At 61.0% G+C, this 12,494-nt stretch carries 13 protein-coding genes; 10 read left to right on the top strand and 3 right to left on the bottom strand.

Going from position 1 to position 12,494, the window contains the following annotated elements:
* The first annotated feature begins 212 nt into the window (after nt 1–212).
* From ACFOFO_RS08005 to ACFOFO_RS07985, 5 genes are all read left to right on the top strand, one after another.
* Complete coding sequence (locus tag ACFOFO_RS08005; protein ID WP_390322028.1) at nt 213–1,028, top strand: biotin--[acetyl-CoA-carboxylase] ligase; 816 nt, start codon at nt 213–215, stop codon at nt 1,026–1,028.
* A 70-nt stretch (nt 1,029–1,098) separates the two neighbouring features.
* Nucleotides 1,099–1,887 carry a type III pantothenate kinase gene (locus tag ACFOFO_RS08000; RefSeq protein WP_390322029.1) on the top strand — a complete coding sequence of 263 codons (789 nt, stop codon included), beginning with the start codon at nt 1,099–1,101 and terminating at the stop codon, nt 1,885–1,887.
* A gap of 116 nt (nt 1,888–2,003) precedes the next feature.
* On the top strand, nt 2,004–2,723 hold the full coding sequence (locus ACFOFO_RS07995; RefSeq protein WP_390322031.1) for an SPOR domain-containing protein: 720 nt from the start codon (nt 2,004–2,006) through the stop codon (nt 2,721–2,723).
* A 621-nt stretch (nt 2,724–3,344) separates the two neighbouring features.
* On the top strand, nt 3,345–4,232 hold the full coding sequence (locus tag ACFOFO_RS07990; protein ID WP_390322033.1) for a hypothetical protein: 888 nt from the start codon (nt 3,345–3,347) through the stop codon (nt 4,230–4,232).
* The gene (locus ACFOFO_RS07985) at nt 4,222–5,556 is read left to right on the top strand and encodes a hypothetical protein (protein ID WP_390331311.1); all 1,335 of its coding nucleotides are present in this window, start codon (nt 4,222–4,224) and stop codon (nt 5,554–5,556) included. Before ACFOFO_RS07990 ends, ACFOFO_RS07985 begins: the two co-directional genes overlap by 11 nt.
* Before the next feature lie 111 nt (nt 5,557–5,667).
* Here the strand turns inward: ACFOFO_RS07985 and ACFOFO_RS07980 are convergent, their stop codons facing one another.
* The 3 genes from ACFOFO_RS07980 to ACFOFO_RS07970 are packed head-to-tail and all read right to left on the bottom strand — an operon-like array spanning nt 5,668 to nt 6,778.
* A complete protein-coding gene (locus ACFOFO_RS07980; protein ID WP_390322036.1) occupies nt 5,668–5,898 on the bottom strand; it encodes a cysteine-rich CWC family protein in 231 nt (76 codons plus the stop codon).
* Nucleotides 5,895–6,128, bottom strand: a complete 234-nt coding sequence (locus tag ACFOFO_RS07975) for a zf-HC2 domain-containing protein (RefSeq protein WP_390322038.1) — start codon at nt 6,126–6,128, stop codon at nt 5,895–5,897. Before ACFOFO_RS07975 ends, ACFOFO_RS07980 begins: the two co-directional genes overlap by 4 nt.
* Before the next feature lie 53 nt (nt 6,129–6,181).
* Nucleotides 6,182–6,778, bottom strand: a complete 597-nt coding sequence (locus tag ACFOFO_RS07970) for a sigma-70 family RNA polymerase sigma factor (RefSeq protein ID WP_390322039.1) — start codon at nt 6,776–6,778, stop codon at nt 6,182–6,184.
* A gap of 136 nt (nt 6,779–6,914) precedes the next feature.
* On the opposite strand from ACFOFO_RS07970, the gene argB reads away from it, so the two are divergent.
* The 5 genes from argB to pabB all read left to right on the top strand — a co-directional run bounded on the left by argB (nt 6,915) and on the right by pabB (nt 12,425).
* On the top strand, nt 6,915–7,838 hold the full coding sequence (gene argB / locus ACFOFO_RS07965; protein WP_390322041.1) for an acetylglutamate kinase: 924 nt from the start codon (nt 6,915–6,917) through the stop codon (nt 7,836–7,838).
* 327 nt (nt 7,839–8,165) lie between these two features.
* The gene (locus ACFOFO_RS07960; protein WP_390322042.1) at nt 8,166–8,897 is read left to right on the top strand and encodes a pyrimidine 5'-nucleotidase; all 732 of its coding nucleotides are present in this window, start codon (nt 8,166–8,168) and stop codon (nt 8,895–8,897) included.
* A gap of 28 nt (nt 8,898–8,925) precedes the next feature.
* Nucleotides 8,926–9,504, top strand: a complete 579-nt coding sequence (gene slmA, locus ACFOFO_RS07955; protein ID WP_390322043.1) for a nucleoid occlusion factor SlmA — start codon at nt 8,926–8,928, stop codon at nt 9,502–9,504.
* Nucleotides 9,505–9,600: 96 nt separating this feature from the next.
* Nucleotides 9,601–10,479, top strand: a complete 879-nt coding sequence (locus ACFOFO_RS07950; protein ID WP_390322044.1) for a DMT family transporter — start codon at nt 9,601–9,603, stop codon at nt 10,477–10,479.
* A gap of 62 nt (nt 10,480–10,541) precedes the next feature.
* Entirely contained in the window at nt 10,542–12,425 is a 1,884-nt protein-coding gene (pabB, locus tag ACFOFO_RS07945; protein ID WP_390327838.1) for an aminodeoxychorismate synthase component I, read from the top strand.
* The last annotated feature ends 69 nt before the right edge of the window (nt 12,426–12,494 follow it).

Genomic DNA, 12,494 nt, shown 5'->3' with positions numbered 1-12,494 from the left:
TCCCGGAGTCTGTCGGCGTTACGGAATCGAAGCGAAAATGGTGCTGAACGAGGACAGATTTTGCCGGATTGGCGGCGTCAACAGCGTGCAATTGGCCAAAAAGCCGGTGACACTGGACCGTTCAGAGAGTTTTTAGCAGCCGATTCTCCGGGGGCGCCGAGCCGTAACGCCGACAGACTCTTGGGCAAGATACATCCGCTACAATGCGCGGCATGACACCTTCACTTTCTCCGCAGCGGATCGCCGCATTGTGCGATCCGGCCGCACGCAGTGTTGCGCTTGAAGTCGTGCCGGAAACCGGCTCGACCAATGCCGATCTGCTGGGGCGGCTGGACAGTTTGCAGGGGCCGCTGCTATTAGTTGCCGAGAAGCAAACCGCTGGCCGTGGCCGCGCCGGTCGCAGCTGGTTGTCTGCCCCTGGTGCGTCGCTGACGTTTTCATTGGCGTGGAAGTTCAACCGGCCGCTGCAGGCGTTGACCGGTTTGCCGCTGGCAGTGGGCGTCTCGATCGCACAGACATTGCAGCAGTTCGACGTCCGGGTGGCGCTGAAATGGCCGAACGATGTGATGAAGGACGGCAAGAAGGTGGCCGGCGTGCTGATTGAAAGCGCCGCCGTCGAGCGGCACGCGGATGGCCAGGATCCCGCGATCTGGGCCGTGATCGGAGTTGGACTCAATCTGGCGATGCCCGACGCACTGGAAGCGCAGATCGGGCGGCCAGTAGCGGCCGCGACCTGGCTGGCGCAGCTCGATCGCAATATACTGATGGCGGCCCTGCTGAACGGCTTGACCGAGACGCTGCAGCAATTCGAACGCGACGGTTTTAAGGTCTTTGTGCCGCGCTGGAATGCGCTGCATGCGTATGCCGGACAGGGGGTCGCGATTGTCGATCGTGGCGCGGTGTTGCATCAGGGGATAGCGCAGGGCGTCGACGCGATGGGGCGCTTGCTGCTCGATGGCAGCAACGGCCGGATTGCGGTGTTGGCCGGCGACGTATCGTTGCGCATTGATCGCGATCCGCTGTCATAGCGCCGCGCCGTAATTCCTGGCGTGATGCCGCGCAAGGGTAAGTAGGACTAAACGAGCGGAAGGGTTGCTGATGTTGCTGCTGATCGATGTAGGAAATACCAAGGTCAAGTGGGCGCTGGCGCCGATCGCCGCGGCGGCGGGCGTTGCGCCGGGACGCTGGACTTCATCCGGCTCGGTCGCGCATGCGGATCTGGCATCGCTGGCCGAGACCTGGCAGGGCCAGGAGATTTCGCGCGTGCTGCTGTCGAACGTGGCCGGCAACGCGATGCGCAACAAGCTGGAAGAAATGCTGCGACACCTCAATCCGGCGCCGATCGCGGTCGAATGGTTCGCATCGCATGCGCAACTGGCCGGCGTGCGCAACGGCTACCGCAATCCAGCCCAGCTCGGCTGCGATCGCTTCGCGTCGCTGATCGGCGCCCATGCGCTGTTTCCGGATCAGCCGCTGATCGTGGCCACCTGTGGCACCGCGACCACGGTCGATGCACTCAGCGCCGACGGCATGTTCTTGGGCGGCATGATCCTGCCCGGACTCGGCCTGATGGCATCCTCGCTGGCCAGGAACACGGCGCAATTGCCGCTGGTGGCGCAGGACATTGTGGTGGCGCAGACTTTTGCCGACAATACCGGCGGCGCTATCATCAGCGGCTGCATCGCGGCCCAGGTCGGTGCGATCGAGCGCGCGGTTGCGACCCACAAGCGGCAGTCGGCCACCGCGTCGGCGGCGGCTCCGGTGCGTTGCGTCCTGTCGGGTGGCGCGGCAGTGTATGTCGCGCCGCATCTGTCGATCCCGCACCAGCTCGTTGACAATCTGGTGCTGACGGGCCTGCATACGGTCGCGATGCACCATCAAACTTAGCATCTTGTGAACAGCGTGCCGTGGCGGATCGTCTTGGCTGAAGCACAGTGCCGCGTCCGTCATTGCGCTGTTCATCACAACCGCAACAGGAATTAACAGGAACCATCGGGATCCGCATGTTGAAATTGATTTTCTGGAGTTTGCTGGCCGCCAATGCTGCGCTGTTTGCCCACCATCAGGGCTATTTTGACGGTCTCACGCCGTCCGGTCGCGAACCGGAACGGATGGCCAGGCAAATCAATGCCGACAAGATCAAGCTGATTCCGGCCCCGGCGGCTGGCGCCAAAGCCGGCGCGGCAACATCCTCAGCGTCCGCAGCAGCGGCAGCGGCAACAGCGTCGGCGCTTGCCGCCACGCGCGAAGCCGCGCCGCCGACACGGGTGGCCTGTACCGAGATCGGCAATTTCACCGCTGCCGAAGCCAAGCGCTTCGAGCAGCGACTGGCCAGCCTGGCGCTCGGCGAACGGCAATCGCGGAATAACGTGCAGGAAGTCGCCAGCCGTATGGTGTATATCGCGCCGCAGGGCGATAAGGAAGGGGCTGACAAGAAGGCCGGTGAGTTGCGCCGGCTCGGTGTGACCGATTTCTTCGTCATCCAGGATAATTCGAATCTGCGCTGGGGCATTTCGCTTGGTGTGTTCAAGAGCGAGGAAGCCGCCAAGAGCCAGTTGGCGAACCTGAGCAAGCTGGGCGTGCATAGCGCCCGCATCAGCACGCGTAGCGTCACGACCGGCAAACTGTCGTATCGGTTGCGTGATCTGGATCAGGCCACGCGCGACAGCGTTGAACAGATCAAGGCCGACTTCCCGAATCAGGAACTGCGCGGCTGCAGCTAGGATCTGCGGCCGGAGCCAGATCGCAGGACGCCCTCAAAGGCCGCCCCACCACGGATGTACCCGACACCGGTCCGACCGGTTGGCATGGGGCTTTCTTCACCTTCGCCTCCTTGCTGCGTTTTACGCCCAACGAGTGCTTCCGCTTCAATTAGTCAATGCGGCGTCGGTCCCGCTATGGCGGGAACGCGTCTGCTGCTGCATTGATGATCTCCCGTTCCGAAAATGCCCGAGTCGTCCCGAAAGCCGCGCCTTTGGAGGTTTTCCTCTAACGGCTTGCATGGCGATACAGGCTATGGCGGAGAGTGAAATTGAGGTCTCTGTTACATGGCATTTTGCTGCATTGCAAATTGACAGGTGTCCTCAACTGTTTTGATACTGCGCCTCAGTCGGCTTGCACATGGCATGGCGTCAGGAACGGTTCAGGCAACGCGAACTTGACCATAGATCCAGGCCTTTCTAGCGCCGTCCTGTAGCAACTGAACATCGGCAACGCAACGCGGCTGCCGTGTGCGGAAGATATCTTCGCAATGGGTCAGGTTTCTGGCCTGCTCACCGTTTTCCCGTTTCAACAAGTGGTTGCAGGTGGTTCTTTCATCCATGTTCTACCAGAGGGGGCGTCAAATGACCAAGATCATGCGTATTCTTGTTTCCATATTTTTTATATCGCTGACTGCTGTATCGAGTATCGCAAGCGCAACAAACTATACGTTGTGGGTCAATGGCCGGGGCGGTGGCGGCGTGGTCGGCGACTATACGAGCTTCTCGTACTGGGGGCCCAGTAGCACAGATGCCGGGGTCAACAAGAAGGCGGTCAATTGGGATGGCTATAACAGCATCTCGTCACAAAACGGAAAGGTGCGCGATGCGCTGGACTGTTTCTGCACCGGCTCCAATTGGTGCTACATCGCGACCCATAGCGCGGGCGACCTGATGATGGGTTACACGCTGGCCAACTACGGTGGCTCGACGCGTATGAATAAAAATGCGACCGCCAACGCGGCCGGACAGTGCGGCAACAGCGATGGCACATCGCAGGTCGGCTGGAATATCAAATGGGTGCGTGCTGCGTCCGGCGCCGGCGGTGGTTCTGAACTCTCTGATGACGGTTCGTGGACCACGTCCGAACCGCTGGTAAAAGATCTGAAAACCACTACTGCCCGCGCCATGTACAACCATAACGACACGCACAACGTCTGGTTCTACATGTACGCCGGCGCCAAGGGCACCGTGTATTCGGGAATTTTGCCAGGACAGGACGATGAAGCGGTTGCCTATCACAGTACCGGCGGGGTGTCCGGCACAGCGGGGGGATCGTATTGCAATCCTAGCGATTGGTTTTGCAATGATTTGACGATGGGTACGGCGGTCAATGAAGGCGGCACCGCAAAGTGGGGTTATCACTCGGTATCCTTCCGTGACGATAACGAAACCTACAACCACTATGCCAACGGCAATTGGCAGGGAATTATCTCGGTGGTACGAGCGGCCATGGTAAGCAATGCCACGTAACACCAACGGCCCCAAGCGCAAGCAGGGGACAAGTCAGCCGCCGTTCGCCCGCAAGGGCGGATGGCTGCGCAAGCATGGGGGAGCAGCAGTCATCGTTTTGGTGCTGCTGCTGTCCGCCGGTGCCTGGTATTGGCCGTCGGACGTGGCAGCGACTGCGGCCCCGCCGTTGCCGTCGCGCGCTCAATCCAGCATGGCATTTATGCAGACGCCGGGACGGTCGGATGGCGCCCCCGCACTTGCGTCAACTGCCGCGCGGGCGGATCGCCAGCTGGCGTTGACCAGGCAACTGGAATTGGTCGACCACACCTTGTGCAGTTATCGCGACGGCACAAAATATCCAACCAGCTCACGGCCCATTACTGAGCATCCCGATCAACTCTATCCGAATCGGGCAGTAGAAGAGACGCACGCGATGCGCAAGGAAGGTGGCGGCACGGACGCTGCCGTGCAAATTCAAACCTCGCAGTCGCGCGTCTATATGGCGGCTGGCGAAGCGGTCGTATTTTCGGTAAAGGCGACCGATAGCGAAGGCAAGACATTGCCCTTGTTTATTACACGTGCCGTGGCGCGCGGCATCACCTTCCGTGGCAGTCGGGAAGCACCCCAGGTTGTGCTGCCTTTTGCCGACGACGGCCAGAATGGCGACGCGATGGAGGGCGACGGCATAGTTTCGAACTCGTTTGCGCCCGGCCTGACCGGCTTTGCAAATTTCAACGGCACCATCCGCACCGAGGTCAAATATAACGTCGGCGATCGCGCCGGGGTCGTGCTGTTCGACACCATATACACGCCGGAGAACCCGGCGACGTGGTCTGGTCCTATCCGTGAAGCGGTGGAAGGCGGATCGCTTAATTTTTATCTCAAGGCAGAGGTGCGGATCGCGGGTCGGTATGTCGTCACAGGCAGGGTGGACGATGCAAAAGGCAAGCCGTTTGCTCTCGTCACATTTAACGAGCTGCTTACTCAAGGCAGCAATGAAGTGCGCTTGACGGTGTTCGGCAAACTGATGCGTGACCAAACGCCGAGCTTCCCGCTTGCGCTGCGCGACGTGGATGCTTATCTGCTCAAGCAGGATACCGACCCCGATCGCGCTCTGATGCCGCGCATCGCAGGTGTCGCGCATGTCACTAAAGTCTATCCAATCAAAGGTTTTTCCGATGCCGAGTGGCAAAGCGAGGAACGTTCACGTTATCTGACTGAACTTGGCAAGGACGTCGACCTCGCCAAGGAAGCACTAGTGGAATTCAACCCGGAACAAGCCAAGCAGCCATTCCCAAAAAGCGATTGCAGCAAGGAGCACGAAGCGAAAGGCAAGACTTCGTGACCTGGGCCATGCGTAAAGATGGCAAAGACCGCCGCCAGTGGCTGAAGGAATGAGCTTGTTCTAAACACGCATTCACATTCACACCCGCAGCCAGGTCATGCAACATGCAGGCTAGGTTTGCGCGGCCAGTTGTGACTTGCGTTGCTGCAGGCAAGCCGGGCACAGGCAGCGCGCCGTGCCCGGCGCATCGGCTGGCGCAGTCGTCGCCGCGATCGCATCGATTCCGTCGCGCGACAACGGTGGCAGCTGTGTGCACCAGCACGGCTGGGTTTCACTTGCCTCTGCGTCGGCGTCCACCATGCCGCAACCAAACGCGGCGCCGCAGGCCGGGCAGGTACTCATCGCCGCTCCGGTCCGCGTGCCCGATCCGATTCCGGATCGGGTGTTGCATCGGGTTCGTCGAGTTGCGCCATCTTGTGCATTGCCTTGCGTATCAGTTGCATCTGGCCGCTGAAATTGGTGCAGGCATCGCAAATCAGCAGATGCAGGCGCATCTTTGTGCGCTCGATCACCGACAGGTCGCGATCGAGTCCTTCGGATACCAGTCGATGTATTTCCTTGCAAGTTGCCATGGCGCGTGTCGTGTTGTTGGTGCTGAATGTTGTAAGTAAGATGCCAGATGTTGTCAGCGTGATGCCGGATGATTCTGGCGTGCTGGCTGGTTGCCGAACCAGTTCAGGTCCAGGCATTCGCGCAGCCGCAGGCGTGCGCGATACAGCATCACCCACGCATTAGACGTGCTAATCCCGAGTTCCTTACAGATTTCGTCGGTCTCCAGTTCCAGCCATTCGCGCATCATGAAAATTCGCGCGGTCTTGGTCGGCAGCTTTTCCAGACAGATTTCCATCACCCGGAAGAAATCCTTTTGCTCCAGCGTCGCGTCCGGATCGCCCCATTTCAGCGGCATGTCCCGGGTATGGCCATTGCTCAGGAACAAGGAATCGACCAGATCGTCTTCCGATTGCTCGTCTTGCGTGTCGAGTTGGCGTTCCCGTTGCGCCAGGCGCAGGCTGTCGATGATCTTGTATTTCAGGATGCCGGTGACATAGGTGCGCAGTGACGAGAGTCCGGCAAAGCGGTCTGGCTTTTCCAGCACCGCGATCAGCGCGTCTTGTACCGCGTCTTCGGCCAGCGTCTGATTGCGCAATTGCAATTGTGCAAAACGCAACAACGCCGGGCGCATCGCCTCGAGTTGCCGGTGCAGGTCATTGGTCGTTGTCATTTGCGCAAAAGTTGGTGAGAACGGGCCGAGAATATCTGAAAACCGCCATAAAACTGTAAGAACAGTGCAACAAAATCGCCAGGAAAGAAGCCTACTTTACCTGTAAAATCGCAAAAATCCATTTTCAGGACCCGCCATGACTCAATTGACCGACCTCAACGCCGATTTCAAGGGCGATCTTAGCAATGTTGGCCCGCGTATCAAGGCGGAAATCCTGGCGGAGGCGCTACCGTACATCCGCAAGTTTCATGGCAAGACCATCGTCATCAAATACGGCGGCAATGCGATGACCGAGGAACGGCTGAAGCACGGCTTCGCGCGCGACGTCATTCTGCTGAAACTGGTCGGCATGAATCCGGTCATCGTCCATGGCGGCGGCCCGCAGATCGACAATGCGCTGAAAAAGATCGGCAAGCAAGGCACTTTCGTGCAAGGCATGCGGATCACCGACGAAGAGACAATGGAAGTGGTCGAGTGGGTGCTGGGCGGTGAAGTGCAGCAGGACATCGTGATGCTGATTAATCATTACGGCGGCCAGGCGGTCGGGTTGACCGGCAAGGATGGCGGCCTGATCCGGGCCCGCAAGATGCGCATGCCGGACCGCGAGAAACCGGGCGAATTCCTCGACATCGGTTTTGTCGGCGAGATCGACGCCATCAATCCGGCTGTAGTCAAGGCGCTGCAGGACGACGCCTTCATCCCGATCATTTCGCCGATCGGTTTCGGCGACGACGGCCAGGCCTACAACATCAACGCCGACGTGGTGGCCGGCAAGATCGCCGAAATCCTGAAAGCCGAGAAGCTGATCATGATGACCAATATCGCCGGCGTGCAGGACAAGCAGGGCAATCTGGTGACCGATTTGTCGGCGCGCGAGATCGACGAGATGTTCGCAGACGGCACCATCTCGGGCGGCATGCTGCCGAAGATTTCGTCGGCACTGGATGCCGCCAAATCGGGCGTCAACACGGTGCACATCATCGACGGTCGGATCGAGCATTCGCTGCTGCTGGAAGTGCTGACCGAACAGGCCTTCGGGACCATGATCCGTTCGCATTGATACTCTGATGACGCATGGCATTTGCCATGCGTTTGCTGTCAAAATGTCCGTGCTTGGTCCCTTCCCCTTTTGAGGGGGAAGGCTAGGATGGGGGTGCGGCATGCGGCACTGAACATGGCTCATTAATCGACCGTACTACCCCCACTTGCAGTGCGCGTATCCGCTTGCAAGCGGATACCGCCGCGCAGGCAGGAGGCATGCCTCTTGGATTCCCTGCTCCGCCCCTAACCCTCCCCCTGCAAGGGGGAGGGAATTTGCTGAACCATATTGATTCGCCTGAAGAAGATCGGGCGACATCATTTAAATCAAGCCGACGATCGCTAATCCTTGTCCAACTCTTCCCTGCTCTGGCTATTCGACCTCGACAACACGCTGCATGACGCGTCGCACGCGATCTTCCCGGCGATCCACCAGAATATGAATGCCTACATGGCGCGCGTGCTGGGCGACGGCGATACGCCGGCCGATGCTGCGACCGTGAATGCGGTGCGGCAGCAATACTGGAAACGTTACGGTGCGACGCTGTTCGGCATGATCAAGCATCACAATGTGAAACCGGCCGATTTTCTGCGCGAGGCGCATCGCTTCGATGACTTGACCTCGATGATCCGGGCCGAGCGCGGCCTGCAACGCCTGCTGCAGCGGCTGCCGGGTCGCAAGATACTGCTGACCAATGCGCCACGCCAGTATTCACGGCAGGTGCTGCGGCATCTGGGCCTGCACCGGCATTTCGCGCGGCACATCCCGATCGAGGCGATGCAGGTGCACGGTCAGTTGCGGCCGAAGCCGTCCAAGGCCTTATTGCGCAAGTTGCTGGCCAGGGAAAGGATCAGCGCGCACCGCTGCATTCTGGTGGAGGACACGGTCGACAACCTGCGGGCTGCGAAAAAGGTCGGATTGCGCACCGCCTGGGTGACACAATATCTGCGCACGCCGTCCAAATTACAATCACCTGCCGCCAAAGCGGGCGCGCAGAATACAATTAAGCGCCCCGCGTATGTCGATGTCAAAGTAAAATCCGTACGGCAACTTTCTGGTAGTCTTCACCGATTACGGTAATTTTTTCACCGCACCTTTCCGAGATCACATGGCAACCACCAAACCGGGCGAACGTAAGCTACAAATTCTTCAGACCCTGGCGGTGATGCTGGAACAACCGAAAGGTGAAAAGATCACCACCGCGGCGCTGGCGGCCCGGCTGCAGGTGTCGGAGGCGGCGCTGTATCGCCATTTCGCCAGCAAGGCGCAGATGTTCGAAGGCTTGATCGAGTTCATTGAAAGCACCGTCTTCGGGCTGATCAACCAGATCACCGCGCAACAGGAAAATGGATTGACCCAGGCGCAGTCAATTATCGGTATGCTGCTTAATTTCGCCGAGCGCAATCCCGGCATGACGCGCGTGTTGATCGGCGATGCGCTGGTCAATGAAGACGAGCGGCTGCAACTGCGCATGAACCAATTCATCGAGCGTATCGAGCTGGCGCTGAAACAGGCGTTGCGGATCGCCGCCACCCAAGGGCAGGCGCAGGAGGCCGATGTAGCCGCGCGCAGCAACCTGATTGCCTGCTTCGTCCTGGGCCGCTGGCATCGTTATGCCAAGAGCGGCTTCAAGCACAACCCGTCGGAAGGCGCGCAGACGCAGCTGGCGGTACTGCTGATAAGCTGACGCACTAATCCGCACTAATCCGCACTCATGCACGCGTGCGCTGACCGGCACAAGCCCGTACAAACCGGCGCGGGTTGGCGCGCAAACCCTATATCAATGCCTTACAAACAACAATTCCCCGTGTTCGCCTTTGCCAGCCTGCTGCTGGGCGGCATCGCGATCGGTTTCGCCGGCATCCTGATGCGGCTGTCCGACGTCAGCCCGCTGGCATCCGCATTCTGGCGCATGGCGCTGGCACTGCCGTTGCTGTGGGGCTGGGCGTGGGCAGTGCGCGCGCAGGACACGCGCAACGGACTGCGTACCGACTATTCCAGGGTGCTGCTGCTGGCCGGTATTTTCTTTGCTGCCGACATGGGAATCTGGCATCTGTCGCTGCACTACACCACTGTGTCGAACGCGACCCTGCTGTCGAATTTTGCGCCGATCTTTATCGCATTGTGGCTGTGGGCGGTGCACCGGATGCGGTTCGCGCGCGTCTTCATGGTCGGCATGGTGATCGCGTTGCTCGGTGCCGTGTTGCTGATCGGCCCGAACGCGGCGCTCGGCGGCACCAAATTGCTGGGTGACGGCCTCGGCCTGTCGACCGCCGTGTTTTATGCGGGCTATCAGCTGGTGATCAAGGATGCGCGCAACCAATATTCCACCGCGCGCCTGATGGCGTGGAGCACCACCATTACCGCCGTGTTCCTGCTGCCGTTCGCGCTGGCGATGCCGGGCGCGTTCTGGCCGGCGCAGGCGGCCGGCTGGCTGCCGCTGCTGGGACTGGCGGTGGTGGCACAAGTTGGCGGCCAGACCGTGATCGCCTACGCGCTGGCGCACCTGCCGGCATCGCTGGCCTCGGTCAGCCTGCTGATCCAGCCATTGACCGCGACCATTGCGGCCTGGATCATCTTCCATGAAGTGATCGGGCCGCTGCAGATGGTCGGCGGCGCGATCCTGTTGCTCGGCATCTATCTGTCGAAGCGCGGCAGCTAGCGCCGCCGCGGGGATTGTTTCAGGCCAACCGCCGTGCTTATTTGCCGTGCTTATTTACAGTGATTAATTCCGTCACCACCGCCGATTGTTTCGCCTTGCTCGATGACAGTAGCGCGACCGACAGCGAGCCACGCTCGCGCCTGTTTACCGGCCATCTTGGCACGCTCGCCTGCGATGACGCGGCCGGCTTCGCCGATCTGCTCGCGCAATTGCAAACTGCCTTGCAGGCCGGACAACACGCCGTTGGCCTGTTCAGTTATGAACTCGGCGCAGCATTGATGGGTACCGCAGTGATCGGCACCGCGCAACGCGGGTCCGGCCCGGCTGCGCCGCCGCTGGCGCAAATTCTGCTGTTCGAACGATGTGACAGCTTGTCTGCGGCGGCAGTCGAGCGCTGGCTAGCGCAAGCCGATGTAGCGGGTGCGAGCGCGAGCCCAGCCGGCATCGCCAACCTGCAGGCCAGCGTCAGCGAAGCCGAATTCGGCGCCGCGCTGGCCCGCATCCATGCCTATATCGAAGCCGGCGACACTTATCAGGTCAATTACACCTACCGGTTGCGCTTCGATGCGTTCGGCACGCCGCTGGCGCTGTATCGCCGCCTGCGCGCGCGCCAGCCGGTGCCTTTCGGTGCGCTGATTGGCTTGCCGGACCGGCGCGCGGTGCTGTCGCTGTCGCCGGAATTATTCGTGCAGCACCAGCGCGGCGTGTTGACCGCGCGGCCGATGAAGGGCACCGCACCGGCCAGCGGCGATCCGCGGCAGGATGCCGCACGTGCGCTGGAACTGGCGGCCGATCCGAAGAACCGCGCCGAAAACCTGATGATCGTCGACCTGCTGCGCAACGATCTGGGCCGGGTCGCGCAGCTCGGATCGGTCAAGGTGCCGGCACTGTTCCAGGTGCAACGCTACAGCAGCGTGCTGCAGATGACGTCGACGGTGCAGGCCGAGTTGCGCGCCGACGCGACGCTGGCCGACATCTTCGATGCGCTGTATCCGTGCGGCTCGATCACCGGTGCGCCGAAGCGGCGCACCATGCAGATCATCCGCGAACTGGAACCCGACGCGCGCGGCTTATACACCGGCGCGATCGGCTGGTTCGAGCCGCCGCTGGGCGATCGCAGCGTCGGCGATTTTTGCCTGTCGGTGCCGATCCGCACATTGTCGCTGCAAGCGCCGCGCGCCGATGGCGTGCGCGCCGGCGAACTGGGCGTCGGTGCCGGCATTGTGCACGACAGCATCGCGGCCGACGAGTATGCCGAATGCCGGTTGAAGGCAGGTTTCCTGACCGGTTTGCCGAACGATTTCGAATTGTTTGAAACGATCCACGCGACCCGCGCCGACGGCTGCCGCCATCTGGAACAGCATCTGCAACGCTTGCAGGCGTCGGCCCGCTATTTCGGCTTCGCGTGCGACGACGCGTTGCTGCGGCAACAGGTACAGCAAGCCTGCGCGGCGCTGCCCGATGGCGCATGCCGGCTGCGGCTGGCGCTGAATCAGGCCGGCATCTGTAGCGTGCAGAGCGCGCCTTTGACGCCGTTGGCCGAGCCGGTGACGCTGTTCCTGGCCGCACCAGCGACGGCGGCTGGCGACCCGTTCCTGCGTCACAAGAGCAGCGTGCGCGCCGCCTACGACGCCGCCTGGCGTGCGGCCGAGGCGCGCGGCGGCTTCGATCAGTTGTTCTGCAATACCGATGGCGAACTGACCGAAGGCGGTCGCAGCAATGTCTTCGTCAGGCTGGCTGGTCACTGGTACACGCCGCCACTTGAATCTGGCGTGCTGCCGGGCGTGATGCGCGCACAGCTGCTGGCCGATCCGGCGTGGCAGGCCAGCGAGCGACGCTTGACGCTGGCCGATCTGCGCGCCGCCGAACAGGTCGTGGTGTGCAACGCGTTGCGTGGAGCGTTGCGCGCCGTGGTCGATTTTGGCGACACGCCCCAAGTGGGCTAGATAGCAGCGGAATCAATCAAGACGCGTCCGCCGGGTGGATGTACTTGAGGAAAGCATGGCGTCGCCGAT

Source organism: Pseudundibacterium arcticum, from assembly GCF_042646465.1.
Classification (GTDB): domain Bacteria; phylum Pseudomonadota; class Gammaproteobacteria; order Burkholderiales; family Burkholderiaceae_D; genus Undibacterium_A; species Undibacterium_A arcticum.
This window is presented reverse-complemented; position numbering and strand designations above follow the sequence as displayed.

Coding starts and splice junctions, on each gene's coding strand:
- ACFOFO_RS07995 (WP_390322031.1), top strand. CDS start 2,004: ATGTTGAAATTGATTTTCTGGAGTTTGCTGGCCGCCAATGCTGCGCTG.
- slmA (WP_390322043.1), top strand. CDS start 8,926: ATGGCAACCACCAAACCGGGCGAACGTAAGCTACAAATTCTTCAGACC.
- ACFOFO_RS07985 (WP_390331311.1), top strand. CDS start 4,222: ATGCCACGTAACACCAACGGCCCCAAGCGCAAGCAGGGGACAAGTCAG.
- ACFOFO_RS07970 (WP_390322039.1), bottom strand. CDS start 6,778: ATGACAACGACCAATGACCTGCACCGGCAACTCGAGGCGATGCGCCCG.
- ACFOFO_RS07980 (WP_390322036.1), bottom strand. CDS start 5,898: ATGAGTACCTGCCCGGCCTGCGGCGCCGCGTTTGGTTGCGGCATGGTG.
- argB (WP_390322041.1), top strand. CDS start 6,915: ATGACTCAATTGACCGACCTCAACGCCGATTTCAAGGGCGATCTTAGC.
- ACFOFO_RS07975 (WP_390322038.1), bottom strand. CDS start 6,128: ATGGCAACTTGCAAGGAAATACATCGACTGGTATCCGAAGGACTCGAT.
- ACFOFO_RS08005 (WP_390322028.1), top strand. CDS start 213: ATGACACCTTCACTTTCTCCGCAGCGGATCGCCGCATTGTGCGATCCG.
- ACFOFO_RS07990 (WP_390322033.1), top strand. CDS start 3,345: ATGACCAAGATCATGCGTATTCTTGTTTCCATATTTTTTATATCGCTG.
- ACFOFO_RS07950 (WP_390322044.1), top strand. CDS start 9,601: ATGCCTTACAAACAACAATTCCCCGTGTTCGCCTTTGCCAGCCTGCTG.
- ACFOFO_RS08000 (WP_390322029.1), top strand. CDS start 1,099: ATGTTGCTGCTGATCGATGTAGGAAATACCAAGGTCAAGTGGGCGCTG.